The sequence below is a fragment of the Polaromonas naphthalenivorans CJ2 genome, assembly GCF_000015505.1.
GTDB classification, from domain to species: Bacteria; Pseudomonadota; Gammaproteobacteria; order Burkholderiales; family Burkholderiaceae_C; genus Polaromonas; species Polaromonas naphthalenivorans.
In genome coordinates this window covers 58036-83632 of record NC_008757.1, presented here as the reverse complement: position 1 = coordinate 83632, position 25597 = coordinate 58036, and the positions used below count along the sequence as shown (strand labels likewise).

At 60.8% G+C, this 25597-nt stretch carries 24 protein-coding genes and 1 pseudogene; 4 read left to right on the top strand and 21 right to left on the bottom strand.

Features of this window, described 5'->3' with window-relative positions:
- Positions 1-43 precede the first annotated feature (43 nt).
- Genes PNAP_RS26030 through PNAP_RS26025 form a run of 3 tightly spaced genes read left to right on the top strand, consistent with a single transcriptional unit; the run spans position 44 to position 1371 of the window.
- Positions 44-499 (top strand): hypothetical protein, encoded by a 456-nt coding sequence (locus tag PNAP_RS26030; protein WP_011797863.1) that lies wholly within the window; start codon positions 44-46, stop codon positions 497-499.
- Positions 500-511: 12 nt separating this feature from the next.
- A complete protein-coding gene (locus PNAP_RS20935; protein ID WP_157040451.1) occupies positions 512-979 on the top strand; it encodes a hypothetical protein in 468 nt (155 codons plus the stop codon).
- Between the two features lie 41 nt (positions 980-1020).
- Positions 1021-1371, top strand: a complete 351-nt coding sequence (locus PNAP_RS26025; RefSeq protein ID WP_011797861.1) for a DUF805 domain-containing protein — start codon at positions 1021-1023, stop codon at positions 1369-1371.
- Between the two features lie 550 nt (positions 1372-1921).
- On the opposite strand, the gene PNAP_RS20930 is transcribed toward PNAP_RS26025, so the two are convergent.
- The 19 genes from PNAP_RS20930 to PNAP_RS20840 form a co-directional block, all read right to left on the bottom strand.
- The gene (locus PNAP_RS20930) at positions 1922-2191 is read right to left on the bottom strand and encodes a DUF2274 domain-containing protein (protein ID WP_011797860.1); all 270 of its coding nucleotides are present in this window, start codon (positions 2189-2191) and stop codon (positions 1922-1924) included.
- A complete protein-coding gene (locus tag PNAP_RS20925) occupies positions 2188-3507 on the bottom strand; it encodes a TrbI/VirB10 family protein (RefSeq protein WP_011797859.1) in 1320 nt (439 codons plus the stop codon). The genes PNAP_RS20930 and PNAP_RS20925 overlap by 4 nt, the downstream gene beginning before the upstream one ends.
- Positions 3508-3509: 2 nt before the next feature.
- Complete coding sequence (gene trbG, locus PNAP_RS20920) at positions 3510-4523, bottom strand: P-type conjugative transfer protein TrbG (protein ID WP_011797858.1); 1014 nt, start codon at positions 4521-4523, stop codon at positions 3510-3512.
- Positions 4520-5224, bottom strand: coding sequence for a conjugal transfer protein TrbF (gene trbF / locus PNAP_RS20915; protein ID WP_011797857.1), 705 nt, complete (start codon positions 5222-5224; stop codon positions 4520-4522). The genes trbG and trbF overlap by 4 nt, the downstream gene beginning before the upstream one ends.
- 12 nt (positions 5225-5236) lie before the next feature.
- Complete coding sequence (gene trbL, locus PNAP_RS20910; RefSeq protein ID WP_011797856.1) at positions 5237-6610, bottom strand: P-type conjugative transfer protein TrbL; 1374 nt, start codon at positions 6608-6610, stop codon at positions 5237-5239.
- Between the two features lie 10 nt (positions 6611-6620).
- Positions 6621-7349 (bottom strand): P-type conjugative transfer protein TrbJ, encoded by a 729-nt coding sequence (gene trbJ, locus PNAP_RS20905; RefSeq protein WP_011797855.1) that lies wholly within the window; start codon positions 7347-7349, stop codon positions 6621-6623.
- Positions 7346-9787: a conjugal transfer protein TrbE gene (gene trbE, locus PNAP_RS20900; protein ID WP_011797854.1), complete on the bottom strand. Its 2442-nt coding sequence runs from the start codon at positions 9785-9787 to the stop codon at positions 7346-7348. The genes trbJ and trbE overlap by 4 nt, the downstream gene beginning before the upstream one ends.
- Before the next feature lie 21 nt (positions 9788-9808).
- Positions 9809-10093: a VirB3 family type IV secretion system protein gene (locus tag PNAP_RS20895; protein ID WP_011797853.1), complete on the bottom strand. Its 285-nt coding sequence runs from the start codon at positions 10091-10093 to the stop codon at positions 9809-9811.
- A complete protein-coding gene (locus tag PNAP_RS20890; protein ID WP_011797852.1) occupies positions 10090-10449 on the bottom strand; it encodes a TrbC/VirB2 family protein in 360 nt (119 codons plus the stop codon). Before PNAP_RS20890 ends, PNAP_RS20895 begins: the two co-directional genes overlap by 4 nt.
- Entirely contained in the window at positions 10446-11477 is a 1032-nt protein-coding gene (gene trbB / locus PNAP_RS20885) for a P-type conjugative transfer ATPase TrbB (protein ID WP_011797851.1), read from the bottom strand. Before trbB ends, PNAP_RS20890 begins: the two co-directional genes overlap by 4 nt.
- Positions 11474-11926: a ribbon-helix-helix protein, CopG family gene (locus PNAP_RS20880; RefSeq protein ID WP_011797850.1), complete on the bottom strand. Its 453-nt coding sequence runs from the start codon at positions 11924-11926 to the stop codon at positions 11474-11476. Before PNAP_RS20880 ends, trbB begins: the two co-directional genes overlap by 4 nt.
- Positions 11923-13914 (bottom strand): conjugal transfer protein TraG, encoded by a 1992-nt coding sequence (locus PNAP_RS20875; protein WP_011797849.1) that lies wholly within the window; start codon positions 13912-13914, stop codon positions 11923-11925. Before PNAP_RS20875 ends, PNAP_RS20880 begins: the two co-directional genes overlap by 4 nt.
- Positions 13915-14199: 285 nt before the next feature.
- Positions 14200-14442 (bottom strand): EexN family lipoprotein, encoded by a 243-nt coding sequence (locus tag PNAP_RS20870; protein WP_011797848.1) that lies wholly within the window; start codon positions 14440-14442, stop codon positions 14200-14202.
- Positions 14443-14453: 11 nt separating this feature from the next.
- Positions 14454-15365, bottom strand: coding sequence for a LysR family transcriptional regulator (locus PNAP_RS20865; RefSeq protein WP_011797847.1), 912 nt, complete (start codon positions 15363-15365; stop codon positions 14454-14456).
- Positions 15366-15934: 569 nt separating this feature from the next.
- Positions 15935-16645: an OmpW/AlkL family protein gene (locus PNAP_RS20860; protein WP_011797846.1), complete on the bottom strand. Its 711-nt coding sequence runs from the start codon at positions 16643-16645 to the stop codon at positions 15935-15937.
- A gap of 90 nt (positions 16646-16735) precedes the next feature.
- Positions 16736-18475, bottom strand: a complete 1740-nt coding sequence (locus PNAP_RS20855; protein ID WP_011797845.1) for an aldehyde dehydrogenase family protein — start codon at positions 18473-18475, stop codon at positions 16736-16738.
- The gene (locus PNAP_RS20850; RefSeq protein ID WP_011797844.1) at positions 18475-20112 is read right to left on the bottom strand and encodes a long-chain fatty acid--CoA ligase; all 1638 of its coding nucleotides are present in this window, start codon (positions 20110-20112) and stop codon (positions 18475-18477) included. The genes PNAP_RS20855 and PNAP_RS20850 overlap by 1 nt, the downstream gene beginning before the upstream one ends.
- A 3-nt stretch (positions 20113-20115) precedes the next feature.
- Positions 20116-21756, bottom strand: a complete 1641-nt coding sequence (locus tag PNAP_RS20845) for a GMC family oxidoreductase (RefSeq protein ID WP_011797843.1) — start codon at positions 21754-21756, stop codon at positions 20116-20118.
- A gap of 62 nt (positions 21757-21818) precedes the next feature.
- Positions 21819-24077: a fatty acid desaturase gene (locus PNAP_RS20840; RefSeq protein ID WP_011797842.1), complete on the bottom strand. Its 2259-nt coding sequence runs from the start codon at positions 24075-24077 to the stop codon at positions 21819-21821.
- A 225-nt stretch (positions 24078-24302) separates the two neighbouring features.
- Between PNAP_RS20840 and PNAP_RS20835 the strand changes: the two genes are divergently transcribed.
- On the top strand, positions 24303-25328 hold the full coding sequence (locus tag PNAP_RS20835) for an AraC family transcriptional regulator (RefSeq protein WP_011797841.1): 1026 nt from the start codon (positions 24303-24305) through the stop codon (positions 25326-25328).
- Here PNAP_RS20835 and PNAP_RS26020 read toward each other — a convergent pair.
- Together PNAP_RS26020 and PNAP_RS27240 are read right to left on the bottom strand one after the other, a co-directional pair.
- Positions 25321-25464: pseudogene (locus PNAP_RS26020) on the bottom strand (DUF3363 domain-containing protein); the annotation flags it as partial. The gene PNAP_RS20835 and the pseudogene PNAP_RS26020 overlap by 8 nt on opposite strands.
- Positions 25454-25594 (bottom strand): hypothetical protein, encoded by a 141-nt coding sequence (locus tag PNAP_RS27240; protein WP_157040450.1) that lies wholly within the window; start codon positions 25592-25594, stop codon positions 25454-25456. The gene PNAP_RS27240 and the pseudogene PNAP_RS26020, both read right to left, overlap by 11 nt.
- Positions 25595-25597: the final 3 nt, after the last annotated feature.

Here is a 25597-nt window from a genome sequence, read left to right as displayed (position 1 = left end):
TTAGATTGAACTCAAGCGTTTAACGCAAAACCACTAAACCACCATGCATGTACTTTCTCGACAACTTGACGACCAATGCTCAAGTCTATCGCCCCCGATTACGCGACAAAAAACCAATTTTCCGATTGGGATTCATGACCAAAAAGTGACTTCGGAAAAAGAACCGCAGCCAGTGGATAAAAGTATCAAAAAATATCCTATGGGATTATTTTATGTGTCTTATGTCCTGGTTGTAGGGGCAATGTTTTTGAAATTTCCCATCCACAGTTTGATCATAGGTATAGTTTTTTTGGTCCTTTCAGTTACCATGATTTGCAGGTCGCAAAAACCATTTGTAGAGCCAGTATTTGAAGTTGATTTGGATGAAGATGATTCTTGCTCGCTTGTTGGCAGAAATGCGCAGCAACAGGAGTTTGATTATGATTTTTTCGATTTTGAGAATGCACGCATTAATTCGAATTTAGGTCAACAAAAAGCGATTCTTGAAATTAATAAATAATAAATAATAAATATGCATAAATTTATTCATGTGACTGGTTTGCGCTGCATGCTATGGGATGGTTTTATGCCTGCCGATGGCCAGACTTCCTTTATCGTCAAGCTACCGATGAACCTTGATGCCACGCATGCCTTGTTGTGGGTGCATCTGTTCAAGATTGGCCGCATTGTCATGAGCAAAGCGATGGCCATATGGCTAGGCCTTAAATCCCAGCGTCTCATCGATACGATTGATGCGGTGCAGGTTTACCTGTGCGTTACGGACGCAGTCAACGATGCGATGGATGTGCTGATTTCATCTTGGAAAAGTCCACTGCATACCTTTGCCGACGCTTTTGGAATTGAACTGGCTTATGGAATGCCTCCTGCTATTGCACACGTAGCGTTGTCACAAAATGGCCTTTCGCCTGAAGAAATAAAAGTGGTTTTGACAGCTTCGGAAAAAGCGTTGCTTTCAGTAATTGGACCACTGCCGATTTAGTCTTTCAGTTAAGAATATTTTAATTTTAAAAAGGGTAGATCATGATCTGGTTTTTAGATGCAATGATCAAATATGCAGTATTTCAGGGGAGAGCGAGGCGTAAGGCCTACTGGATGTTCTTGCTTTTTGTCATACTTATTTCATTTTTCATGGGATTAATCCTTGCCATAATTCAATCGGTTCTGCATTTGGGTGTAGATCTCGCAGGAATTGCAAACATTGGTTTTTCGTTGGCTATTCTTATTCCTAGCGTGGCAATTGGAGTTCGGCGAATGCATGATATTGGCCGTAGCGGATGGCGGTTAATTGTTCCATTCTTGGGCTGGTTCATGCTATGCATGGATAGCCAGCCAGGAGAAAATAAATACGGACCAAACCCCAAAACGTCTTAGCATTTAAAGGCTTCTTGTTGCTTTTTGCCTGAGGTGTCATTAGCTCCAGCTTGGCACTCCCGCTACATATCACATTGCCAGTCTGTTAATCACCTGGTAATACAAACGGTTGCGCATCCAGTACAAAATGCATGTTTTGCATTTCAAGCTAGGCTTAAATAAATCCACAGCACCATAATGTTGAAAAGTGCTGCGAGCTTCAAAAAAATCTTGAATTCAGTTTTTTTGGTTTTATGCTTGAAAGATTTCATAGCGATAAAAAATGTCCGCTGTCAAGCCTTTTTTGATGCCGGGCATAACGCGAAAACCCTATATAAAGCAATAGTTTAGGGTATTTCCTGAGGACTTCAGCCCGCTGTAGGTTTGCAGGCTGGGGGCCACATAGGAGCCTTGCGGTTGCAGGTCTTGGCGTGCCAGAGCGGGCAACATGGATGCAGGCGTCGGTCGCGTCCTCCGTAATCATATGTGAGCAATATATAAGGCTGATCCCCAAAATGCGAACGCGCAGTTCGGAGACTGCGCGTTCAAGGGTGCTTGGCTGTGACTTTGCCTACGGAGGCGTTGCCTCTCGCTGGGGTGACTTCTGCAACGTCGGCTTTGATGTGTTCCTTTTCTTGAATCCCCGATCTCCAGCCATGAACGCTTCCAGCATGTGCGGAATCAACGTCACCGCATCCACGGTTTCGCCGTAGGCCTGGGCGTGCAGCGCCGCATAGTGGTCGAGGTCGGCCTTCAAGCTGGCCGGGCATGTGAAGGTCAGCTTGGTGCTGGTAATGGATGGCAGCGGCCCGAGTCTCAGTTTCTTTGTAGGCGTGCTCATCGCAATCCCCCACGCACAAAGAAAAGTGGTTGGTACGGTCGCAGCACCAGATCCCGGTTGACGATGACGCGCACCGGCAAGCCGGGTCGCTCGGTTAGCGTCGGCTGCATGTTCATATTTCGCCGGGTCATCTCTTGGCCCGCTTGGTTTACAGAGTCCTTCAGGCTGTCGCGTCCGGCGATGATTACGCGATCGCCGCCATTGCGATTCTCCGGTGCGGCCAGCTCGGCACCGATGCCCAATAAGGTCGTCAGCGCAGCACCGGCAAAGACGCGATCCCAATGCCAGTCCACACCATCTTCCAGACCCGCATAGCCCGCCGGATCGGTACCGATCAGCTTGTCGAGCTGGAACGAGGACGTATCCGGCAGGATGACCCGATTCCACACCACCTGCACGCGGCTCTGTCCATAACTCACCTGGCTGTTGTACTTGCCCAGCAGGCGCGAGCCCTGCGGGATCAGCACGTACTTGCCGGTGGCCGTGTCGTAGACCGGCTCCGTCACCGTGGCGATCACATCGCCCGGCAGGTCGGACTTGATGCCCGTGACCAGCGCGGCGGCGATCACCGTGCCCGCCATGACTTGATACGGCGATGCGGACATTTGCAGGGAGCCGGAATTACGGGTTTCCGTAGAACCGGCTTTGGACAGAAACGCCTCCTTCTGGTCTTGCCGGTTCTGCACCGCAGTGGGGTCAGCCGACTGCGCGGCAGTCGATGCCGGGCCAGCGGCCATCGGATCAAAGGCGGCATTCGCGGCCAACGCGGTGGCCACAGGCAAGGCCTGCGGCTGCGCGGCTGCGGCCACCTTTTGACCACCCGAACGGAAGAACACTGAAGACGCCGCCGCTTCCTCGGCCTGCTTCAAACGCGCCAGGCGCTCAACCTCGGCCGGATCATGGCCGGGCTGCTGATAGCCATAACCCTGCGCCTGTTGCTCGGCCTTGTGGATCGGGCCACCCAAGTCGCCTGGCAGCGGCGCACCGAGTTGTGGCACTGGGGCTGGCAGGGTCGGCGGCAGCTTGGAATAGTCCGCTGGCAGTCGATCAAGCCCTTCCGAGCGCGACACGCGATCAACGTTGTACAACTCCTTCTGGTCGCCAGCGCCACGGCGCTGCGTTGATTGCAACGACCAGATAGTGCCACCGAGTACGGCGGTCGCCAGCCCTCCAGCGAGGACGGCCAGCATGCGTCGGTTCAGGCGCGTAACTGGACGCGGCTGGGAGCGCAGCGTCACGTTTTCCGGGGCCACTTTGGGCGGCACGTCTGGCACTGCGGAATCTGGGGTATCAGGGGCATTGTTCGCTTGGCTCATGGTCAGTTCCTCCGCGTCCCGCTCACAGTCCCATCCGTGCGCTCGATCCGCACCACGTCACCTTTGTCAGCGCCCAGGCGCAGTTCGGCCGCGCCGAACAGCCGGTCTACGATGTAGTACGGCGAACGGAAACGGTAGTTCACGAGTTGGCCGTCCCCCTGCGCGCCGATGACGAACAGCGGTGGTAGCTCGCCCTGCGCAATGCCGCCAGGGAACTGGATATAGACCTTCTCGCCATCGTCAAAGGCGCGCAGCGGCTTCCAGGGTGGATTGCTGCCCGTGATGGCGTAGCGGAAACGGATTTTCTCCAACGACAGGCCCGCATCGACCGGTGCGGCAATCTGTGCCGCCTGCGCCTGGCGCTGCAAGGCCAGCATGCGGTCCTTCGGATAGTCCCAGGACACGGATGCCATCCATGCCTTCTCGGTCGAGGTCAGCTCAATCAGGTAGGTGCGCCGGTTGGTGGTCACGACCAGATTGGTTTTGAGACCGCTGCGCGTGGGCTTGACCAGAACGCTCACGCGCAGACTGGCCCCCGCGCCGCTGGACGTGTCGCCCACGATCCAGCGCACGGTGTCACCAGCGGCAACCGTCACCAGTTCCTCGCCGGGTTGGAGCGAAACCACCGTCACCCGGCCAGGACTGGCATAGACTTGGTACAGCGCGCCATCAGTGAACGGCCAGACCTGGATCGCATTGACGTAGCCCTCTCGCGTCGGTGCAATGCGGGCCTCCTGATTGGCCCGCGTAACGCGTACCTTCTCGTCGGCCGATTCAGGTGCCGTCTTGGCCTCCAGCTCATCCGGCAACAGCTTCAACTGCTCGGGTAATGGCAAAGGCTGCGGAACCGCGACCACTTCGACGGGCTTGGGCAACTCGGGTAGCGGCTGCGCCGCAACCGGCTCATCGAGCGTGATGGTCGGCGGCGGCTTGCCCGGCGTGGCGCAGCCCGAGAGGGTCATTGATGTGGCGACCAGTAGAGACAGAAATACGTAAATGCGCAAAGACGGTTTCATGGTTTGGCTCCTTCGGAAGAATCGAGTTCACGGCTCCACGACAACCCATTGACGTAGATGCCCAGCGGATTGCGGCGCAGCCGTTCCTCGGTGCGCGGCGTTTGAAGGACGATGGACACAACAGCGGTCCAGCGCTCCAGTCCAGCAGCTGCGCCGTTGACATAGCGGCGCTCGGTCCAACGCACGTTGAACGATGCCTCGCTGGCGCGCACGATGCTGGTGATCTGCACCGTCACCGACTCTTTGCCAATGCGGGCAAAGGGATCGTTGGTGCGTGCGTAGTCGTTGAGTACCGCAGCACCCCGGTCGGTGGTGTAGTCATAGGCATCCAGCCAGTTCTGCCGCACGACGATGGGGTCAATGGACAGCGAGCGCACCAGCGTGACGAAGCGCCCCAAGTGATGGGCCGTCTGCGCATCGTTCGGCTTGTAGGGCGTGGCCGCTTCACCGACAGCGCGCACCTGCCCGCCGCTGTCCACCTCCACCACAAAGGGTGTGACGATGGACTGCGCCGAGCGCCAGACCAAACCGCCAGCCATCAGCAAGGCCAGCACCAGGCAACCGAAAGCCATCAACCGCCAGTTCTTTGCCTGCACGCGAGATGAACCGATACGGTCGTCCCAGACCTGTTCGGCGGATTGGTACGGGGTGGCAGGCTGCGGCGTGTCCGCATACCGCACCAATGAGCGTTTGAATCGCATGAGATGTTCTCCTTAGGAATCCGAGGGGTCGCGCAGGCTGGGGCTACTGCCCGAGCCGCCGCCGTCTCCACCGCGCAGCGTGTGGGCGACGGTCGAAGCGGCATGGCTGATCTGCTGGCGGCGATGCAGGCTCTTGGCCCACGCGGGTTGCTGGGTATCTGTGGGTGCGGCATCGTTGCCGCCTTGAGCGGCCGAGCCAGCTCCGGCACCAGCGCCAGTCCCGGATGCCGAGGCATCCGGCTTGATGGCCGCCGCAGTCCGGTCCTTCATCGACTTGGCTCCGGCAGCGACCTTCTGCCCCACCGATTGCGCGCCCGTCTTGGCGACGTTGCCCAATCCTGCTGCCGCACCCTTGAGTCCACCACCTGCACCGGCAGAGCCGGCCTGGAACGCGGACTTCGCGCTGCTGGCGGTCGAGGCCATCGAGCGGGCACCGCTCGCGGCCATCTTTGCGGCACCCGGCGCCATACGCGCACCGGCAGCCACCGCACCGCCCACGCCGGTGGCGGCAGCACCCACGGCAACCGCTGCTCCCGCGACACCCAATGCGGTTCCGGCAACAGCACCTGCACCCAACTGCGGTGCCCCAGATACCAGCCCAGTCGCGATGCCTGGCCCGAAGATCCCAAGACCCAGCATCGCCAGTGCAGCCAACATGATGGTCAGTGCGTGGTCGATGGAGGGTTCATCCGGCGTCACCTGGAATTCGGCAAACAACCCCGTGCCAATCCCTACGATGACCGCCAGCACCAGCACCTTGATGCCTGACGACACCACGTTGCCCAACACCTTTTCAGCGAGAAACGAGGTCTTGTTCCACAGTGCGAACGGCACCAGCACGAAGCCGGCGAGCGTGGTCAGCTTGAACTCGATCAGCGTGACGAAGAGCTGCACCGCCAGCACGAAGAAACTCATGACCACCACCAGCCAGGCCAGCAGCATCACCGTGATGGCATCGAGGTTCACGAATACCTCGGGGAAGCCCGCCATCGCGCTGATCTGCTCCAGGATGGGCGCCCCGGCATCGATGCCGACCTTGGCCAGCCGCCCCGGCTGCAGGAACTCGGCCTGGGTGATGGTCGAACCCGACGCCACCAATCCCAAGCCTGCGAAAGATCGGAACAGGATGCCGGCCAGCAGGTTGAAGTTGCCGATGATGTAGGCGAAGGCACCCACGTACAGCACCTTCTTGATGAGCTTGCCGATGATGTCGTCGCCGCCACCGCTGGCATGGCTCATCGCCCAGAACAGACCGGCCAGTGTCATGTCGATTGCCACCAGCGTGGCGGTCAGGAACGCAACTTCGCCGCCCAGCAGACCGAAACCAGAATCGATGTAACGCGAGAAAACATTGAGGAATCGGTCGATGACGGAAATGTCGTTCATGGCATGCCCCTCAGTTCCTGTAGAAATCGATGGTCTGCGGCGTATACGGCGTGCCCTCACCCAGGAAGCGGCGGCGCACTTCGCGCGCACGTTCCTGCGCCGCGATGACACGCGCCTGTTCCAGCGCGGTGGCGCGGTCCTGCGTGATTTGCAGTTGCTGCGCCTGGATCGACTGCCGCGCCTGCAAGGCCAGCAACTGGTTGGTCGCCTGTGTGGCCTGCAAAGCGCCGACCGCCGACTGGCTGCGGTTCACCAAGTCCGTCAGCGTCTGCTCATCGGAGGCGAAGTTCTGTACGGCTTGCGACTGCACCTTGGTCGCGGTGCGCAACGCTTCAAGCGAGTTGCGCCAGCGCGAACGCGCGTCGGTCGTCATCTGAGTTCCCGAGATGGAGGCGGAATACGCATCAGGGTAGAGCCGCTGGAATTCGGTCTCCATTTGCGACACGTTGAACGCCAGGCCTTGCGCCTGCTGGATAAGCTGGTTGGTCGCCGACAGCGACGCACGCAGTTCATTCAACGCGCTGAAGTCCAGACCGGTGAGGTTCTTCGCCTGGTTCATCAGCGACTGCGCCTGATTCTGGAGCTGCCTGATCTGGTTGTTGATCTGCTCCAGCGTGCGCGCGGCCGTCATGATGTTCTGGGCCAGGTTGGACGGATCGATCACGACCCACTGCGCGTGTGCGACGGGCATCAGGGTCACCAACGCTGCGGCGGCAATGGCGAGGATGGTCTTTTTCATGGTGCGTTCTCCTGTGGAATGGATGGAAAGGACGGAACAAGGTCGGCGGCCCAGTCAAGGCCGCGATGGCGCAGCCAGGCGGCTGCGAAGTCGGAAGACGACTCCGAGCGGGATACCGCATCAATGTCGCGTTGGTCCTGCGGTGTCGAAGCACCGGCAAAGGCCAGCGTGACCGGCCCCAGGTCCAGGTCAAACAAGCGATTGCCCAGCCGGGACTGGTAGTAGTAGTCGCGTTTGGGAACCGCCTCGGCCACGATGTCGATCTGGCGACGGTTCAAACCAAAGCCTTCGTAGATCGTGCGAATCTGTGGTTCGGTCGCCTGCGGATTCGGCAGGAAGATGCGGCTGGCGCAGCTCTCCACGATGGCCGGGGCGATGGACGAGTTCTGGATGTCGGCCAGCGATTGCGTAGCGAAGATCACACTGACGTTCTTTTTGCGCAGCGTCTTGAGCCACTGGCGGATGCGCGCGGCAAACACCGGGTCATCCAGAAACAGCCAGGCCTCGTCCAGAATGAGCAAGGTCGGCGCGCCGTCGAACCGCTCATCGAAGCGGGCGAACAGATAGCCCAGCACGGCCAGCACGGCGGCCTTGCTATGCATCAGCTCTTCCATCTCGAAGCACTGGACGGAACCAGAACCCAAGCGATCCGAATCCGCATCCAGCAGCTTGCCGTGCGCGCCGCCCAGCACGTAAGGCTGCAAGGCCTGGCGCAAGGCATTCGATTGCAGCAGTACCGACAGCCCGGTCAGGGTGCGCTGCTCCACCGGTGCGCCCGCCAGACTTCCCAGCGCCGACCAGACCATGGCCTTTTCTTCCGGGCCGACGGCTGCGCCTTCATGCAGTAAGCGGCCTTCCAGCCATTCGGCGGCCCAGGTGCGGTAGCCGTCCTGGTCGATGCGGGCCAGCGGCTGGAAGGCGATTTCGCCACCTTCCTCCCATCCTTTGCCCAGGTCGTAATGTTCGCCGCCCAGTCCCAGGGTGGTGGCGCGCATCGAGCGACCCATGTCGAAGGCAAAGATGCGCGAACCGGGATAGCGGCGGAACTGCATCGCCAAGGTAGCCAGCAGCACCGACTTGCCCATACCAGTCGGCCCGACCACCAGCGTGTGGCCCACGTCGCCGATGTGCGTCACCAGCCGGAACGGCGTGGCGCCATCGGTGCGCGTCACGATCAGCGGCGGCCCGTCCAAATGGTTATTGCGCTCCGGCCCGGCCCATACGGCCGACACTGGCATCAGGTGCGCCAGATTTAGCGTCGAGATGATGGGCTGTCGCACGTTGGCGTAGGCATTACCCGGAATCGAGGACAGCCACGCCTCCACGGCATTGAGCGTTTCCGGGATCGTGACGAAACCGCGGCCTTGGATGACACGTTCAATCCGACGCAGTTTTTCATCGGCCACCGAAGAATCTGGATCGAGCACCGTCACCGTGGCAGTAACATAGCCGAAGGCGACTTGATCGCTGCCCAGTTCCTGCAAAGCGGCATCGGCATCGTTGGCCTTGTTCGAGGCATCGGTATCGACCAGCGGGCTTTCCTGCTGGAAGATGGTTTCGCGCAGCAAGGCCACCACGTTTTTGCGCTTGGCGAACCACTGGCGGCGCAGTCGGCCCAACTCCGTTTCCGCGTCGGCCTTGTCCATGCAGAGAAAGCGTGTGGACCAGCGGTAGGCGAAGCCCAGGCGGTTCAAGTCGTCCAGGAGACCCGGCCAGGTCGAGGTGGGGAAACCGCGCACCGACGCCACCCGTAGGTGCTGGTCACCCAGCATCGGGGCCAAACCTCCGACCAGCGCGGAATCGGCCAGCAAGGCATCGAGGTAGAACGGATGTTCCGGCACCGCCACCCGGTAGCGCCGCGCCGAAACCGTCGCATGCAGGTAGGTCAAGGTCTGGCTGTCGTCCAGCCAGACGATCTCCGGCATGACCCCATCGAGCAAGTCGAAAAAACGATCCGTCTCAGAGATGAACGACTCCAGCCGCTCGCGCCAGTCCACGCCGCGCTGTGGCGTGTTCTCGTACAGCAGCTTGGCCGCGCGGACGCGAGATTCCTCAGCGGGCAGGTACGCCAGCGTCAGGTGGTAGCCGCTCTCGAAGTGGCTGTGGTCTTCCTCGAACGAAGCCCGCCGTTCTTCGTCCACCAGCCAGGACAGCGGCTCCGGAAAATCCGAGTACGGGTAGTCGGCAGCGGCGCGCCGTTCGGCCTCCACGAACAAGGCCCAGCCTGACCCCAACCGGCGCAGCGCATTGTTCAGCTGCGCGGACGTGGCGATCAGTTCGCCCTGCGTGGCGCTGTCCAGGTCCGGCCCGCGAAAGCGCGCCGTGCGCTGGAACGAGCCATCCTTGTTGAGCACAACGCCCGGCGCAACCAGCCCGGCCCAGGGCAACCAATCGGCCAGCAGTGCGGGACGTTTGCGGTATTCAGCGAGATTCATCATGGCGTGTTCTCCTCGTTCGCTTTACACGTCCAGCAGTGGGCGATGTTTGATGTGCCGTGAAAACACGGCCATGAACTGCGGATCGAGCCGTGCACCCCAGACCGCCAGCGAATGGCCGACGATCCACAGCACCAGGCCGGGAATCCACAGTTGCAGGCCCAGACCAACGGCGGCGGCCAGCGTCCCGTTGGCGATCGCCACGGTGCGCGGCGCGCCGCCCAGCAGGATCGGTTCGGTCAAGGACCGATGCAGCGGAATCTCGAAACCACTGGCGAAGCCCTGTGCAAATTCGGTCTCGGTGCTCATGCGACCACCGCCCCGCCCGAGAACGAGAAGAACGACAGGAAGAACGAGGACGCGGCGAACGCAATAGACAGACCGAACACGATCTGGATCAGCTTGCGGAAGCCGCCCGACGTATCGCCGAAGGCCAGCGCCAAGCCGGTGGAAATGATGATGATGACCGCGACGATCCGGGCCACCGGTCCCTGGATTGATTCGAGGATGGATGTCAGCGGCCCTTCCCAAGGCATGCTGGAGCCGGCTGCATGTGCCGGCAAAGTCAGGCACAGCATCAGCGCGGCGAGCACGACAACGTGCAACGTCAGCCGCAGATGCGGATTTGCAGAAAAACGGGAAGTCGAAAAAGCGATGTGCGTCATGGCAGTTCTCCAGGGGTGGTTGAGGAAGGAAGCGAAAGAGTTGGAAGCGGCGGCGCGAGCGCGTCGTCGAGCTGGTAGCCGTGGACGTCGAAACCGACAACGCGGGCGATGGTCTGCACATGGCGGCCACGGCCGCGCCCGGCGATGAAAACAATGACATTCACCGCCTCGGCGATCAGCGCACGCGGCGGTGTCAAAGCGACTTCGAGGATCAGTTGTTCCAAGCGCAGTAGCGCGCCGTGAGCGGAACTGGCGTGGATCGTGGCGATGCCGCCGGGGTGCCCGGTGCCCCAGACCTTGATGAGGTCCAGTGCCTCACCGCCGCGCACCTCGCCGACGATCACGCGGTCGGGCCGCAGCCGCATCGTGGCCCGCACCAGCTCCGCCATCGACACCACGCCAGCGCGGGTGCGCAGCGATACGTGGTCGCGGGCGGCACACTGCAGCTCCACGGTGTCTTCGAGCACCAGCACCCGGTCGCCAGTGGCGGCAATCTCGGCCAACAGCGCGTTGGCCAGCGTGGTCTTGCCAGTGCTGGTACCCCCAGCGATCAGGATGTTTAGCCGCTCGCGGACCGCGCGGCGCAGGAACTCGGCTTGTTCCTCGGACAGGATGCTGTCGGCGACATAGCGCTCCAGCCCAATGATGCTCACGGCGCGCTTACGCAAGGCAAAGGCCGGCCCCGGCGCAGCGGGTGGCAAGATGCCCTCGAAGCGCTCACCCGTTTCCGGCAGTTCGGCCGTCAGCAACGGCTGGCCGCGATGCACCTCGGTGCCGACATGGGCGGCAACCAGCCGGATGATGCGTTCGCCATCGGCCTCGGACAGCTTGACGCCCATCGGCGAGCGGCCCGACGACAGCCGATCAATCCACAAGGAGCCATCCGGGTTGAGCATGATCTCCACCACGTCCGGATCTTCCAGCGCGGCAGCGATCAGCGGTCCCATCGCCGTACGCAACATGCGGATACGCCGATCCAGTGATGTGGCAGCGGATGATGGCGGCTGGTCTTTCAGGACGGCGCTCATGCTCCGTCCTCTTGCATCGCTGCTTCTGCCAGCCGCGCAGCATCAGGCTGGATTTCCTCGTAGACCTCCTTGACCAGGCTGCGTCCACGCAGCACATGGCGGCCGAGCTGTTCGATGAACTGCTCGAAGCGCGCCTTGCCCTGTGCTTTCGCGGCTTCCTGATGGGCCTCCGGCACCGGCGTGCTGACTGTCAGGTAGTAGCGCACGTACAGCGCCAACGTCTCGATCAGGATGTTCTGGTCACGCTCCAAGCGCTCGAACTGGCGCGATAGCCGGTCCAGCCGTTTGGCTGTGGCCGCTTCCCGCTGGTCGCCAGCGTCCGGCGATAGCCAGGACGCCAGCGCCGCCGCGACGATGGACGACTTGGACACGCCTTTCTTTGCGGCCAGTTCATCCAAGCGCTTGGCATGGTCGGGTTGAATGAAGAGGTTCAGGCGGGCTTGGGTCATAGCTGGATTCCGTCGTCAGGGTCGAGAGCGGCCAGCCGTGCCGTGCGCTGCAAGCGCGGGTCGAGCTGGTTTGGGAGGGGAAGCGGAAAGTCGTCGTCATCAAGCAGCGACAGGTCGCTGGCCGACTGATCGGGTTCGGGGCTGTAGGTGGCGACTTCGGATAGCTCGGGCTGCTGACGCGGGCCGCCGTCATCGAGCGATTCGCCAAGCCCAGCCGTCGCCGAAGCGGCCGACACCGTAGGCACAGCCAAGGCGCTCCAGTCGTCGGCGCGTGCCGCTGGCACGTCGGCATAACGGCCCAATGTCAGCGCGGGCGGCGGGAGTACGCGTCGCTTGAAGTTGGCGTCAAGGTAGTAGCGCAGCTTCTTGGCCTTGATCGGGGCATGGCCGGAGACCATCACCACCGATTCATCGGGCGGCAGTTGCATGACTTCGCCAGGCGTCAACAGTGGCCGCGCGGTCTCCTGGCGTGACACCATCAGGTGGCCCAGCCACGGCGCCAGCCGATGGCCGGCGTAGTTGCGCTGCGCGCGCAGCTCGGTGGCCGTGCCCAGCGTTTCGGAGATGCGTTTCGCAGTGCGTTCGTCGTTGGTGGCGAAGGTCACGCGCACATGGCAGTTGTCCAGAATCGAATGGTTCTGGCCGTAGGCTTTGTCGATCTGGTTGAGCGACTGTGAAATCAGGAAGGCGCGCAGGCCGTAGCCAGCCATGAATGCCAGTGCCGATTCAAAGAAGTCCAGCCGGCCCAATGCCGGGAACTCATCGAGCATCAGCAGCAGCTTGTGCTTGCGCTCCACACCATCGGAACCATCGAGCGATTCGGTGAGCCGCCGACCAATCTGGTTCAGGATCAGCCGGATCAGCGGCTTGGTGCGACTGATGTCTGAAGGCGGCACCACCAGGTACAACGACACTGGATGCTCGGCAGAGATCAGGTCGGCGATGCGCCAGTCGCAACGCGAAGTCACTTCGGCCACGGTGGGGTCGCGATACAATCCCAGAAAACTCATGGCCGTGGACAGCACGCCCGAGCGCTCGTTGTCCGACTTGTTGAGAACTTCGCGTGCGGCGGATGCGACAACAGGATGGGTGCTCTCGCCCAAGTGCCGCGTGCTCATCATCCGGTGCAACGTCACCTCGAACGGGCACGCCGGATCTGACAGGAAGTTGGCGACGCCGCGCAGCGTCTTGTCTTCGCCCGCATAGAGCACATGCAAGATCGCGCCGACCAGCAGAGCGTGCGAAGTCTTCTCCCAGTGGTTGCGCCGTTCCAGTGCCCCTTCGGGATCGACCAGGATGTCGGCGATGTTCTGCACGTCGCGCACTTCATGCGCGCCGCGTCGGACTTCCAGTAGTGGGTTGTATGCAGCCGACTTCGGATCGGTCGGGTTAAACAGCAGGCAGTGCGAGAAGCGTGAGCGCCAGCCAGCGGTGATGTTCCAGTTCTCGCCCTTGATGTCGTGGATAACGGCAGATGCAGGCCATGACAACAGCGTCGGCACCACCAGACCCACGCCTTTGCCCGAGCGTGTGGGCGCGAAGGTCAGGACATGTTCCGGCCCTTCATGGCGCAGGTACTGATCGTCATGCAGGCCGAGGAAAACACCGGCTGGATTGGTCAATCCCGCCTTGCGGATTTCTTTGGCATCGGCCCAGCGTGCGGACCCGTAAGTTGTGACCAGCTTGGACTGCCGCGAGCGCCAGATCGACATGCCGATGGCGACCACCACCGAGACCATGCCGCTGGCGCCAGCGATGCTGCCACCCGTGTTGAAGATATGCGGTGCGTAAGCGTCGAAGAAGAACCACCACTCGAACAAACGCCAAGGGTGATAGACCGGCGTACCGAAGAAATCGAACCAGGGAGTGCCAAGGCGTAGCTGGTAACCCAGGGCAGCGGCGGTCCATTGTGTGGCACCCCACACGCCGGCTAAGACGATGCCGAACACCGTCAACACCTGACCGAACAGCACACTGGTCCCTTGCATCCCGACCTCCGAATTTCTTCTGCACATCGCGTGCACAAAGAGGTGCCGCAGACGTGAGGTTCGGTGTTGGGTCAGTGCCGGTCAAAGACCGTTATCGGCACAATCCAAGGAGAAAAAGCAAGACTTCCAGTAGGGGCGTAGACAAGAAAAATGCTGCAAGCGGCTGCGCGTTGCGGCGTGTATGGCGATTTGTTGAAAGATTTTTTGCCGATGTGAAGAATTGGCACGTACGGAGACATGCGACGGGCATTGACCGGCCGCAAGGTCGCTATCTGCGTGAAGCGATCAGTTCTTCGGTGTCGGTTCGGGCGTGTACGGCGTGCCGTTGCCAATGAAGCGTTTATGTGTCGCTTCGGCCACTGCGTTGCACAATGCATCGCCCAGCTTGGCACGATCAGCTTTGCACTGCGCGCGCAGTTCCTTCAACCGCTCGGGGTTGGCAGCCAGTGATTCGACAGTCTCCGTGGGTGCGGACTGGCCGCAGGCGGTCAGCTGCAGCACGAGCATCAGGGCAGCAATCATCTTCATGGCATGGCCTCTCATTGAACAGTGGCGGGATTCGATGCTTGCTCATCGACAGGGCTCACCCTGTCGATGAAGCGGCTCAACTGCTCGGAAGGTTCAATTTCTGGGCGCAGCAGGTAGGTGGTCAGCATCGGCGAACGACCGGCCAGTGGGCGGGCAATCACATCGGGATTGCGGCATGCTGCAATCTGGCTTTCGCCTGCGAACCCCAAGCCGTAACCAGCTGCCACCAAGGTCATCATCAAGTCCAGCGTTGGCACACGATCCACCACGATGGGCTTGGCATCCACCGTGCGTAGCACCCGCTTGACCTGCTGCCAGAAACCTTCGCAAGTTTCGGGATGGCACAGCACCAGCGGATAGCGCAACACTTCGTCGAGCGGGATGCGACGGTGCACCAGGAGCGGATGGCGCGCCGGTACAGCGATCACCAAAGGCTCGCTCCAGATGGCCTCAGCGATGATGCCTTCACCCACTTCATCGGATTGTGCAAACCCCGCGTCATACAGGTCACTGTTCAGCCCCTTGATCTGCTGCGACAACGGTGTTTCCGACAAACGAATCTCTACCTCTGGTTCCTCCTCGCGGCACTGTGCCAGCAAAGCCGATAGTCGTGGCTGGGCGATGCCATCGGACAGAGCGATGCGCAGGCGGCCGCGGTACCCGGTAGCCGCTGCCTTGACACTGGCTTTGGCTTGGTCGATAGCTGCGAAGACGCGATGGGCCTCCTCCAGAAAAACCTTACCCGCCCAGGTCAACCGCGTGCGTCTTGTCGTCCGCTCGAACAACTGCACAGCCAAGTTGGATTCCAGTTCCTTGATAGCTCGCGACAACGGCGACTGCTCGATGTGCAGGCGCTCGGCCGCACGGGCGAAGTGCAACTCTTCGGCCACTGCGATAAAACAACGAAGATGACGTAACTCCATGTTGTCTGACTTATCTGCTATTCGCACAATTCACGATCGTTCGGTTCGAACCTGCGAACGCTATCCAGTGAACAATGTGCTGGGAGTCTCATTGAGGCATGGAAGCAATTGCGCGCACATTGGCTTATAGCCGCTGCGCAGACCAGGGCCCTCGGGTCCTGGGCTGCGCGGTCCCGGATCGGCGCTGCAACCTGTCGAAATTCCCCTTTCATCGTTTGCTCCTTGGCGTTGATGGGTGGGGAAAATTCGACGACCACAACTGGGGATTGTTGGAAGACTACTGATACTCCTGGGCGGATCGGCCGCGGAAATCCGTGCTGATCGCGCGCACGATGGCGTCCTCGTGTGTCTCGGTCACGGCGAGCAGCCGATCCAGGCGCGACATCCTGACTTGCCATGTCGGATAGAGTCCGCGCGCGAAGGTCTGCGCTGGGCCTCGAAGCGCGCTGCGAGGTCAGTCGGTGGACTCAGCAGCATGATGGGGTTCCTTGAGCCGGCGCAGGCCGGCAAGATGGGATGGATGAGAGATTCATGCGCTGAATCCGGCGTGGCTGCGGATGAGTGCACCATCAGAACCGATACCCCACCAGCAGACCGAACACGCCGGGGTCAACCTTGACATTGATCGTCCGTGCAATGTCGCCCACCCCGGGTGTTGTCGTGGTGATGGTGGCCGTGGTCTTGATCCAGTAGCGCGAGTAGCCCACGTCGAGAACCCAGTTCTTCGCGATAGGGAATTCCGCGCCGAGCTTCACCACGGGCCCCCACGAGTTTTTCAGCGTGGAGGAACTGCTGGTGCCACCGAAGGCGCCGGTGTATGCGGCGCTCACCTGCGGATCGGTGAAGAATGCGTAGTTCACCCCGGCACCCACATAGGGTCGGATGCCCGGCAGGCCGGCGAAGGTGTAGGTCGCCAAAACCGCCGGGAACCATGCCTTGGTCGTCTCGACCGAGCCGAGCGGGGCCCCCGTGCCGGCGCCATCGACCTTGACCACCGGCGGGGTGGCAGCCTGCACCACGACCGACCACGGCCCCGAGATCCGCCGCTCATAGATCAGCGCAAAGGTGCGTGCATCGCGCAAGTCGGTCTGAATGCCCGGTGGTGTGGTGCCGGGAGGTCCGATCAAGTGGCCGGACTTCGTGTTGAAGGTGATGCCAGCGTAGCCGATCTTCAGTGTGTTGGCGGCATCTTCGGATTGCGCATATGCGCCAATGCTGCCAAAGGCAAGGGTAAGCCCTGCGGCGAAGGCGAAGGCGTATGTGGTTTTGGTTTTTGGCATATCTTGTCTCCGTAAGCTGGTCATCGCCAGCAAATTGCTTGAATGGAATGCACGAGGGAAAGCTGTTCTGGTCGTCGGTGTTTCGCCCGTCTACCCTGCCAGGGCGTTGATGAAGATCCTTGGCAGCTTGGTCCAACCCGGACGGAACTGAAAATCCGTCAGAAGCCGACCCAGCTCGTGTTGCCGCCGGTTAGTGATGAACCACGGAGGCCGGGGCAAGAGCGTGAATTGCAGCGAGAACAAGCCACGCGGGAAGGGGCGCCAAGGCGCAAACACGACAGTGCGCTCGGTCTTTTCGAGCATGAAACTGTTGTGTACGGTGCCGACGCCCGATTGCGGATCGATGGCCATTCCCCCGGGGAACCCACCCCACGGACAGGGTGCCAGCAGAAACGCCAACCCGGTCCATGCATTGACAGCAATCGTTCCGTAGCGCAGTTCCCGCAGGAGCTCTTCGAAGCGCTGTTGACCGATCTGTCGCAGGGTCTTGGGGTGAATGAGAATGTTCGCCCCCAGTGTGCCGTACAGGCGGTTGTTGGCGTAGTCAATCGCCGCTTTCAGGTACGACTCGGCGTCCTGGTAGGCTAGGGACTTCATCGCCAGTGCCGTGCCGAAGACCTCGTGTTCGGCCAGCCAGGGTTCATCACCGCCATCCATATCGGCCAGGACGCAGGGCGGCGCCCCCGGACCTCGTTCAATCGCATCTGAACGACCGGCATGGGCTGCAAAGTCGGCTGTGCGATGCTCGTTGCCTGGGTAATAGGCCTCCCGCTGGCCGTTGCGCGACATGACACGGCCAACCTCTGCCAGTAGAGGTTCCGTGTGCGCCCAGCCTTGGGGTAGTATCAGCGTCTGGCAGGCCACACAGTTGAAGCCGGAGTTGTGGAGTTTCTGTGTCGCGATCTGTTCTGCCTGAAACCGGATGTCGGCTCTTGACCATGGACCTGGCACAACGATGGTGGGGCATACCGCCCCCAGTTCAGACGTGACCTTTCGGTGATTCTTCGGGGTATTCGCTGCTTTGTTCCGGAGCCCCTCCTCACCGACGCCCCAGACAATGGCATCGTGGGTGGCCCGAGCGCCGGTGATGTGGATTTCCTCCACCCGCGGGTGCTCACACAGATAGGCGCCCACAGCGCCGTCGCCACGCACGATGCGCAACGCATTGCACTCGATCAGGGGCCTCAGCGCCGCCCGGAGATAGTCGGTCAGGTAGTCGTTAACAGGGTTCATCTTGAGCAGCACCACCTGGTTCTCGATGAACAGCTTCTGGAAGGCATCAAGCGGAGAAATGGCGGCAATGTTTCCGGCGCCGAGGACCAGTGCCACCTTGCCGCTTCGCTGATCGACCGGCACGTCGTAGGCCGCTGCGGCATGCTCGTCCACATTGACCTCGGAAACACCTTTTTGCATCCAAACCTCGGCAGAGACGCCGGACAACAGCAAGCTGTCCCAGACCGAATGCGGCATGACACCAACCGCCAGTTGGCCATTCTTGAGGCGCCGCATGTGCAAGTGCGCAAGAAATTCCTTGCGCTTGAGTTGGGACAGCGTTTGCATCAGGCCATTGCAGGCGGCCATGACGGAGTAAGGACCGGATATCCACTCCTCACCTGCCAGCGGTGAACCGTGCGGAATGCGCTTTTTCCGGGCGGCGGTCTCTGCCCAACCCTGGGCGACCTGCATCAGCGTCTGCTTGATGCGTCCGAGGATCGCAATGCGGTCGGCAACCGACGTTCGCGCCCATGCGTGCTTAGCGGCTTCCAGCGCCTGCAGGTCCTGATCCAACGCCGCCTGAACCTCGGTGTTTGGCAAATGGCTGTTTTCCATTACGCGGACTCCGCCCTGTCAACGGTCAACAAATCTTTGTAGGACTCCCGCAGCTTGTTCTTGAGCACCTTGCCGGTGCCACTCAGCGGCAATGCATCGACGAAGACAACCTTGTCCGGAATCTGCCAATCGGGCACCTTTTCCTTGAAGAAGGCCAGGACATCTGCGTCGGATACCGTCGCGCCTTCCTTCTTCACGGCGACCAGCACCGGCCGCTCGTCCCACTTGGGGTGGGGTACCCCGATGGCGGCCGCATTGGCGATGGCGGGATGGCCGATCGCGATGTTCTCGACCTCGACGGAGGAAATCCACTCGCCGCCGGACTTGATGATGTCCTTGGCACGGTCGCGGATGATCATGTAACCATTAGCGTCTATGGTGGCCACATCGCCGGTATCGAACCAGCCGTCCGCGGTCAGAGCGCTGGTCGTGGCGCCAAAGTAGGTGTCGACAATCCAATGCCCCTTGATTTGAAGGCTGCCTTGTGTCTTGCCGTCGCACGGCAAGACGGTCCCAAGGTTGTCGACCAAGCGCAGTTGGACGCCATAAGGAGGGCGGCCCTGCCCCAGTCGCAAGTCGCTCTGGCTTTGCGGGTCGAGGTGGGCGTGGCGGGCCAGTGGCTGGTTCAGCGTGCCCAGGGGGCTGGTTTCAGTCATGCCCCAGGCGTGGATCAGCTCAACGCCAAATTCGTCGCGGAATGCGGCAAACATCGATGGTGGCAGCGCGGAGCCGCCAACGACGGTACGCTTAAGACTCTTGGGCTTGGTGCCACGCGCCCTCAACGCCGCAAGCAGTCCCATCCAAATGGTGGGAACACCGAGCGCCAGACTGACCTCCTCTGCATCGATCAGCGCCGCCAGGCTGGCACCGTCCAGGTTCGGGCCCGGTAGCACCAGCTTTGCCCCTTGCGATGCCGCGATGTAAGGAACACCCCAGGCATTGACGTGGAACATCGGCACCACCGGCATGACGGTGTCGCGGGCCGAAATCGCCAGTCCGTCCGGATGGTTGCCGGCCAGCGCATGCAACATCGTGGAGCGGTGGCTGTACAGAACACCCTTGGGGTGGCCGGTGGTACCGGAGGTGTAGCACAGTGACGAGGGAAGATCCTCGTCGAAGTTGGGCCACTGGGAGTCTTGGTCTCCAGTGGTCACCACCTCGTCATAGAACAACAGATCATCCACCATGCCCTGTGCCTCGGTCTCGCGAGGGCCCATGAGGATGACGTGCTTGACCGTGTTCAACGCTGGGCGCAGCTTGGCTACGATGGGCAGGAACGTCCGGTCGACAAACAGCACCCGGTCTTCGGCATGGTTGACTATGTAGGTTAGCGCTTCAAAAGACAGGCGGGGATTGATCGTGTGGCACACCATGCCTGCGCCAGACACGCCAAAGTAGATTTCCAGATGGCGGCGGTTGTTCCAGGCGATGGTGGCGCAGCGGTCTCCTTGCCGGACGCCCAGCTTGGCCAATGCCGAGGACAGGCGTCGTGCATTGCATTCGACCTGGCTCCAGGTCGTCTTTTCGACGCCTCCGGTGGTTTGCACAGAGACGATCTCGGTGTCGGCGTGGTAACTGGCGGCGTGAGCGATCAGGCTGGAGACGAGCAGAGGCTCGCGCATCATTTTTCCGAGCATTTTTCAGTTCCTTATAGCGGTTGAATAGCGTGTGGCAAAACCACGGATGAGGTCGACCGCTCTTTCGGCGATCATGATCGTGGGCGCATTGGTGTTGCCGCTGACCAGCGTCGGCATGACAGAGGCGTCGACCACGCGCAGGCCTTGCAGGCCGCGCACCTTGAGCTCGGGGTCGACCACCGCCATGGCGTCGACACCCATTTTGCAGGTGCCGATCGGGTGATAGATGGTGTCGGCACGGGAGCGGATGTGCTGCTCCCATTGCGCATCGTTCATGCCATCGGTCATGCCGAACAGTTCGCGGTGGCGGTACTTCTTCAGTGGTGGTGCCAGCAGAATCTCGCGGGTCACCTTGGCGCCGTGCATCAAGGCCTTGAGATCGCGTTCGTCCGACAGAAACCGGGGATCGATGCCAGGATCGTCCAACGGATCGGGCGACTGGAGGAACACCTCCCCGCGCGAGTACGGACGCAGGTAGCAGACATGGCACGAGAACCCATAGCCGGCGTGCAGCTTGCGCGCATGATCGTCCACGACGGAGATCACAAAGTGCAGTTGCAGATCCGGTCGGTCAATGCCCGGGTCGCTCTTGAAGAAGGTGGCCCCCTCGGCAAAGGGCGTGGCCAGCATGCCGCTACCGTCCTTGCGCCATTGGGCGATGTGGCCCAGCAGGTTCATCGTGCCCCTCAGGCCAATGCCGAAGTTGTCGGTGTCCTTGCTCTTGAATGCGTGGATGAAGTCCAGGTGATCCTGCAGGTTCTGGCCGACACCTGGCAACTCGTGCACCATGCGGATGCCATGGTGGGTGATGTCTTCCGGACGCCCTACCCCCGAGAGCTGCAGAAGTTGCGGAGACCCGAAGGCACCAGCTGCCACGATCACCTCTTGCTTCGCCCGAATTTCTTGCTCTCGCCCGGCTGAACGGTAGGCCACGCCGACGGCCCGTTTGCCTTCAAAGATGATCCGGGTGGCCCGTGTGTTCGTCTTGATCGTGAGGTTGGGTCGCTGTCGCCTGAGCGGGTGCAGGTAGGCCGCTGCCGTGGAACAACGCTCGCCTCGGCGAGCGGCGTCGTGGAACTGCGTCACTTGGTACAGGCCTACGCCTTCGTTGTCTCCATCGTTGAAATCCGCCCGAGGCGCAATACCACAGTGCTTGGCCGCTTCAATGAAAGCGAGGGTGATCGGGCGCGGGCTTCGCTGCTCCGAGACATGCAGCGGCCCGCTGCCCCCGTGGAAGGCGCCTGGTCCCCGCTCGTTGTTTTCGGACTTCTTGAAATAGGGCAGAACCGATTCCCAGTCCCACCCGTCGCAGCCGAGGTTGGCCCAGTGGTCATAGTCCTGCCGCTGACCCCGGATGTACAACATGGCGTTGATCGCCGAGGAGCCGCCCAGGGCGCGTCCGCGGGGCTGGTAGCCCCTTCGTCCATTGAGGCCGGGCTGAGGCACGGTGTGCAGGACCCAGTTGTTAATCTTGCCGCGGCCCGGCATCATGGCCACCATGCCAGCCGGGGCGCGCACCAAGATGCCGTCGCCGCGGCCACCGGCCTCCAGCAGGCACACGCTGGTGCTGGGGTCCTCGCTCAGTCTTGCAGCAAGTGTTGCGCCGGCGGAACCTCCGCCAACAATGACGTAATCAAAATTCATAAGATCTCCATTGCGGGACCAGGGGTCCCGGACCTGACAGGAATGAGGGGGCCGTGGGCCGCTCAGTGGGCGGCGGCGGTGTTCCAGCGGCGCGGGTCGTAGTCCCGCAGAGCCTTGAGGTGGCTGCGTTGGTTGGCCCGCAGGGCGAGCGCCCGCTCCTCAGGGGTGGCGTAGAGCCGATCCCATTCGATGAGCTTGGGCGTCATCAGGCGATGCCATAGCGGAGGAACCAGGGTGAACACGATGGTGGCCAAGTACCCGTTGATCATCATGGGCGCGTCTGACAGCGGCATCAGGTCCTGATAGGGCACCTCGCCCTGTGCGTGGTGGTGAGAATGCCGGCTGAGGTTGAACATGGCCCAGGAGCTCATGCGAGCGTTGGTGTTCCACGAATGTCGAGGCTGCACCGCCTGATCCGGGATGCGCACCATGCCGTAGTGCTCCATGTAATTCACGATTTCAAGCAGGGCTTTTGCGAACAGCGCGCATCCGGTGAAGGCCAGCACACCGGACCAGCCGGCCATCCAGCCGGCAATGGCCACCAGCAGCACGCTCATGAGCACGCCGCGGATGTAGGCATTGCGCGGGGACAGGACTTCGTGGTGCTTGCGCATCAGACGCTCGGTTTCGAGGCGCCAGGCGCTGATGTTGCCCTTGATGGTGGAGGCCACCACATGGAAGTAGACGTTACGTCCGCGTGGGGCCGTAGCGGGGTCATGTTCTGTCGAGACGTAGCGGTGGTGACCGTAGACATGCTCGATGGCAAACCCGGTGTCGTAGCTGAAGGCCAGCAGCCAGCGCCCGACGAGCAGCGAGACAGGGTCCCATGTCCGGTGTGTCAGTTCATGGCCAGTCACCGTACCCAGGAGACCGATCGTCAGGCCAGCATGCACGCCGCCCGCCAAGTGATGCCAAAAGCCCGTGCCGGCCCGGGCGGCGAGTACGTCGTATCCGGTAAGACCGCTGATCCAGGCGCCGAAGCCCAAGGGATCTCCCGGCGAGAGGGTCCAGATGTAGCTGAACATCACGAGCGCCAGCAGCGGCAGGGCCAGCCAAAGCTGCACGGTCAGGATCCAAGGCGACCGATACTCCGGGGTGCGTGTATCGCGGCCCAGCAACGCGTCGCCGCCGATGTAGAACATCAGAAGCCCCAGCAGCCCCAAACTGGTGTAGACGCCGCCAGCCAGAATGGACAAGACCCCTCCCACGCCGACCAGGTGCACCAGGAAAAATTTGAGGTAGTCCAGTATGTTTGCTGGTGCGCGTTCAACCTCGGGCAAACCGACAGTTCCATAGAAGCCGGTATGCAGCTTTGGAGCCTGATCGACAAAGCGATCCGCGTGCAGGTGCTCATCAGTAATGCCTTGCTTTCGCAAGACCGCGACGGCCGAGTCAATCATGGCGGGTGGGCCACACAGGTAGGCTGAGGTGGCGCTGCCCAAAAGCTCTGGAATGTGCTCGGTCACCAGACCCGTGCGGCCCTCCCAGGCTTGTGAAGCGTCTGCTTCCGACAGAATCGGAACGAATCGGAAGTTTGGCCAACTGGCGGAATAGGCGGCCAGTTCGTCCAGCGCGTACAAGTCCCGCTGGGCGCGTGCGCCGAATAAGAGGGTGACGGGGCGCAGGTCGCCACGGTTTTTCATGTCTTCCAGCATTGCCAGAATTGGGGCCAGACCGCTGCCGCCGGCCACCATGAGCACCGGAGCCTGGCCCGGGCGCATCCAGAACTGGCCGCCGGGGCCACGGACCGTGAGGGACTCGCCCACCTGTGCCTTGTCGACCAGATGCCCGGATACGCGTCCACCAGGCACACGCCGCACGGTAAAGCTCACCTGGCGGTCGTTGCCTGGTGCAGTCGAGAAAGAATAGCTACGAGAACAATCGGGCAGTGCGGGCAGCGCAACTTCCGCAAACTGGCCGGCGCGGTAGCGGATGGGCTGGTCCAGCCGGATGTCGATACGGGCGATGTCATGTGTCAGCATCTGCTTGCCGACAACCACGCCTTTGACTGGAGGGCCGTCGATCGCGCCTTCTTGGTCCAGCTCGATCTTGACATCACTACGCAGGCGGCTCTGGCAGGCCAGAATGAAGCCGTCGGCGATTTCCTTTTCCGACAGCAGGTAGGCGGTCTCGGTCAGCTCTTCGACCTTGCCGCCCTTGAGTTTGCATTTGCAAGTACCGCAGCCGCCGACGCGACAGATGGAAGGGATGTGAATGTCTTGCCGCAACGCTGCCAGCAGCAGGGTTTCATCGGGCTGGACGGTAATGGTTTTGCCATTGATTTCGGCCTCGTGTGAGGACCGCCTGAGTAAAGAACGCATCGCAGTTGTCTCCTAATGTTTTTTAGTCTTCTAGCATGTCACGCGCGCCCTTGAGGTCGTGAGTGTTCAAACTGACAAACGGGGGTCAGTTATTGACAAGTATTGACAAGTGCATCCACTATGCGGGGTTCGCGTGGAACAATCGCAGTTCTTTCTTCCAACGAAAAGGCGAAAAAACGAGGCGTTTTTCGTGACCAAGTACAAATAGTATGAGTGAGACAACCGGTGCACATCACAAACGTACGCGTCACTTATCTTCGGCAAATCGCGGATCAGGCGGTTGAGCTTGGCGTCGATTTGGCTGCGTGGCTGGCTATTTCGGAGCTCAAGGAGCGGGATCTGGTCGATGCGACGGCCTTGATTCCGATTGAGAAACTCGGAGAACTCGTGACCGCGGCCATCGCTCGGTCAGGGGAGTCAGGCTTCGGGGTGCTAGCCGGTTGTCGTTTGATTCCAGGCAGTCACGGCATTGTCGGTATGGCGGCTGCGGCAAGCGCCAACATCCGGGAAGCCATGCAAATCGTCGAGCGTTTAGTCAGCCTCAGAACGGGTGTCATCGACATTCGGACCCGCGTGGCGAATGGGGCGTTCGAGGTCTTTTTCGAGCCCGTATTGGGTTTGGGCCCTGCAAGCAACCCGGTGACCGAAATCGCGATGGTGGCGGTCAAGAATATCGCAGATGACTTGATTCATCATGGCAGTGCCTGCAGCAGGGTTGGCTTCAGCTTTCCCGAACCACCTCATTCTGCACTGGCACGAGATATTTTTGGCTGTCAGGTTCAGTATGGTCAGAAGTGGTCGGGCTTGTCTTTTGCCCTGTCGGCAGCAGAAGAAGACGTACCAAAACATGATGCGCTGGTGCTGGCAGAAGCTGTGCGCATCTGTACCGATGAGTTCAAGACACTCCGAAGTAACAAAAGCGCGAGCGCAAGACTGGAGGGTGTTATTCTTGAGCGCAGCCCTTCATTTCCAACACTCACATTCTGCGCGCGGTTGCTTGGCATGACACCTCGGACACTGCATCGCCGCCTAATCGAGGAAGGAACTTCCTACCGAGAAGTCGCTGAGTCAGTCAGGCACCGCATGGCATTGGAACTGCTCAGAAAGAAAGTCACTGTCAAGGAAGTGGCCTATTTACTGGGCTATACAGAAATAGCAAACTTCAGACGGGCATTCAAGCGTTGGGAAGGTGTGGCACCCTCCGACTGGTTTGGTCAGAATACAAAACGGGCGGAAAAATTAGCTAAATGACCGAAGGCCCTCGCTGTCGTCCAATTTCCCAAGATACTCCTCCTCCATGCACCGTTGCGGCGAGTTGCTGTCCAAGTCGCTGTTCAATAACCGGCCTCCATGGCACCAAGCTGAACCCCATGCCGTCATCGAGCATGACCGTTGGCCTGGATCATGCCAGCGGGCAGTGGCGGCTGGCGCAGCAGAAACCACCAGACGGTCAGGCCCATGATAGCAAGCAGGGCCACCGTCATCGGAACGAGCCAGCGTTTTGAGGGTGTTTTCATGGT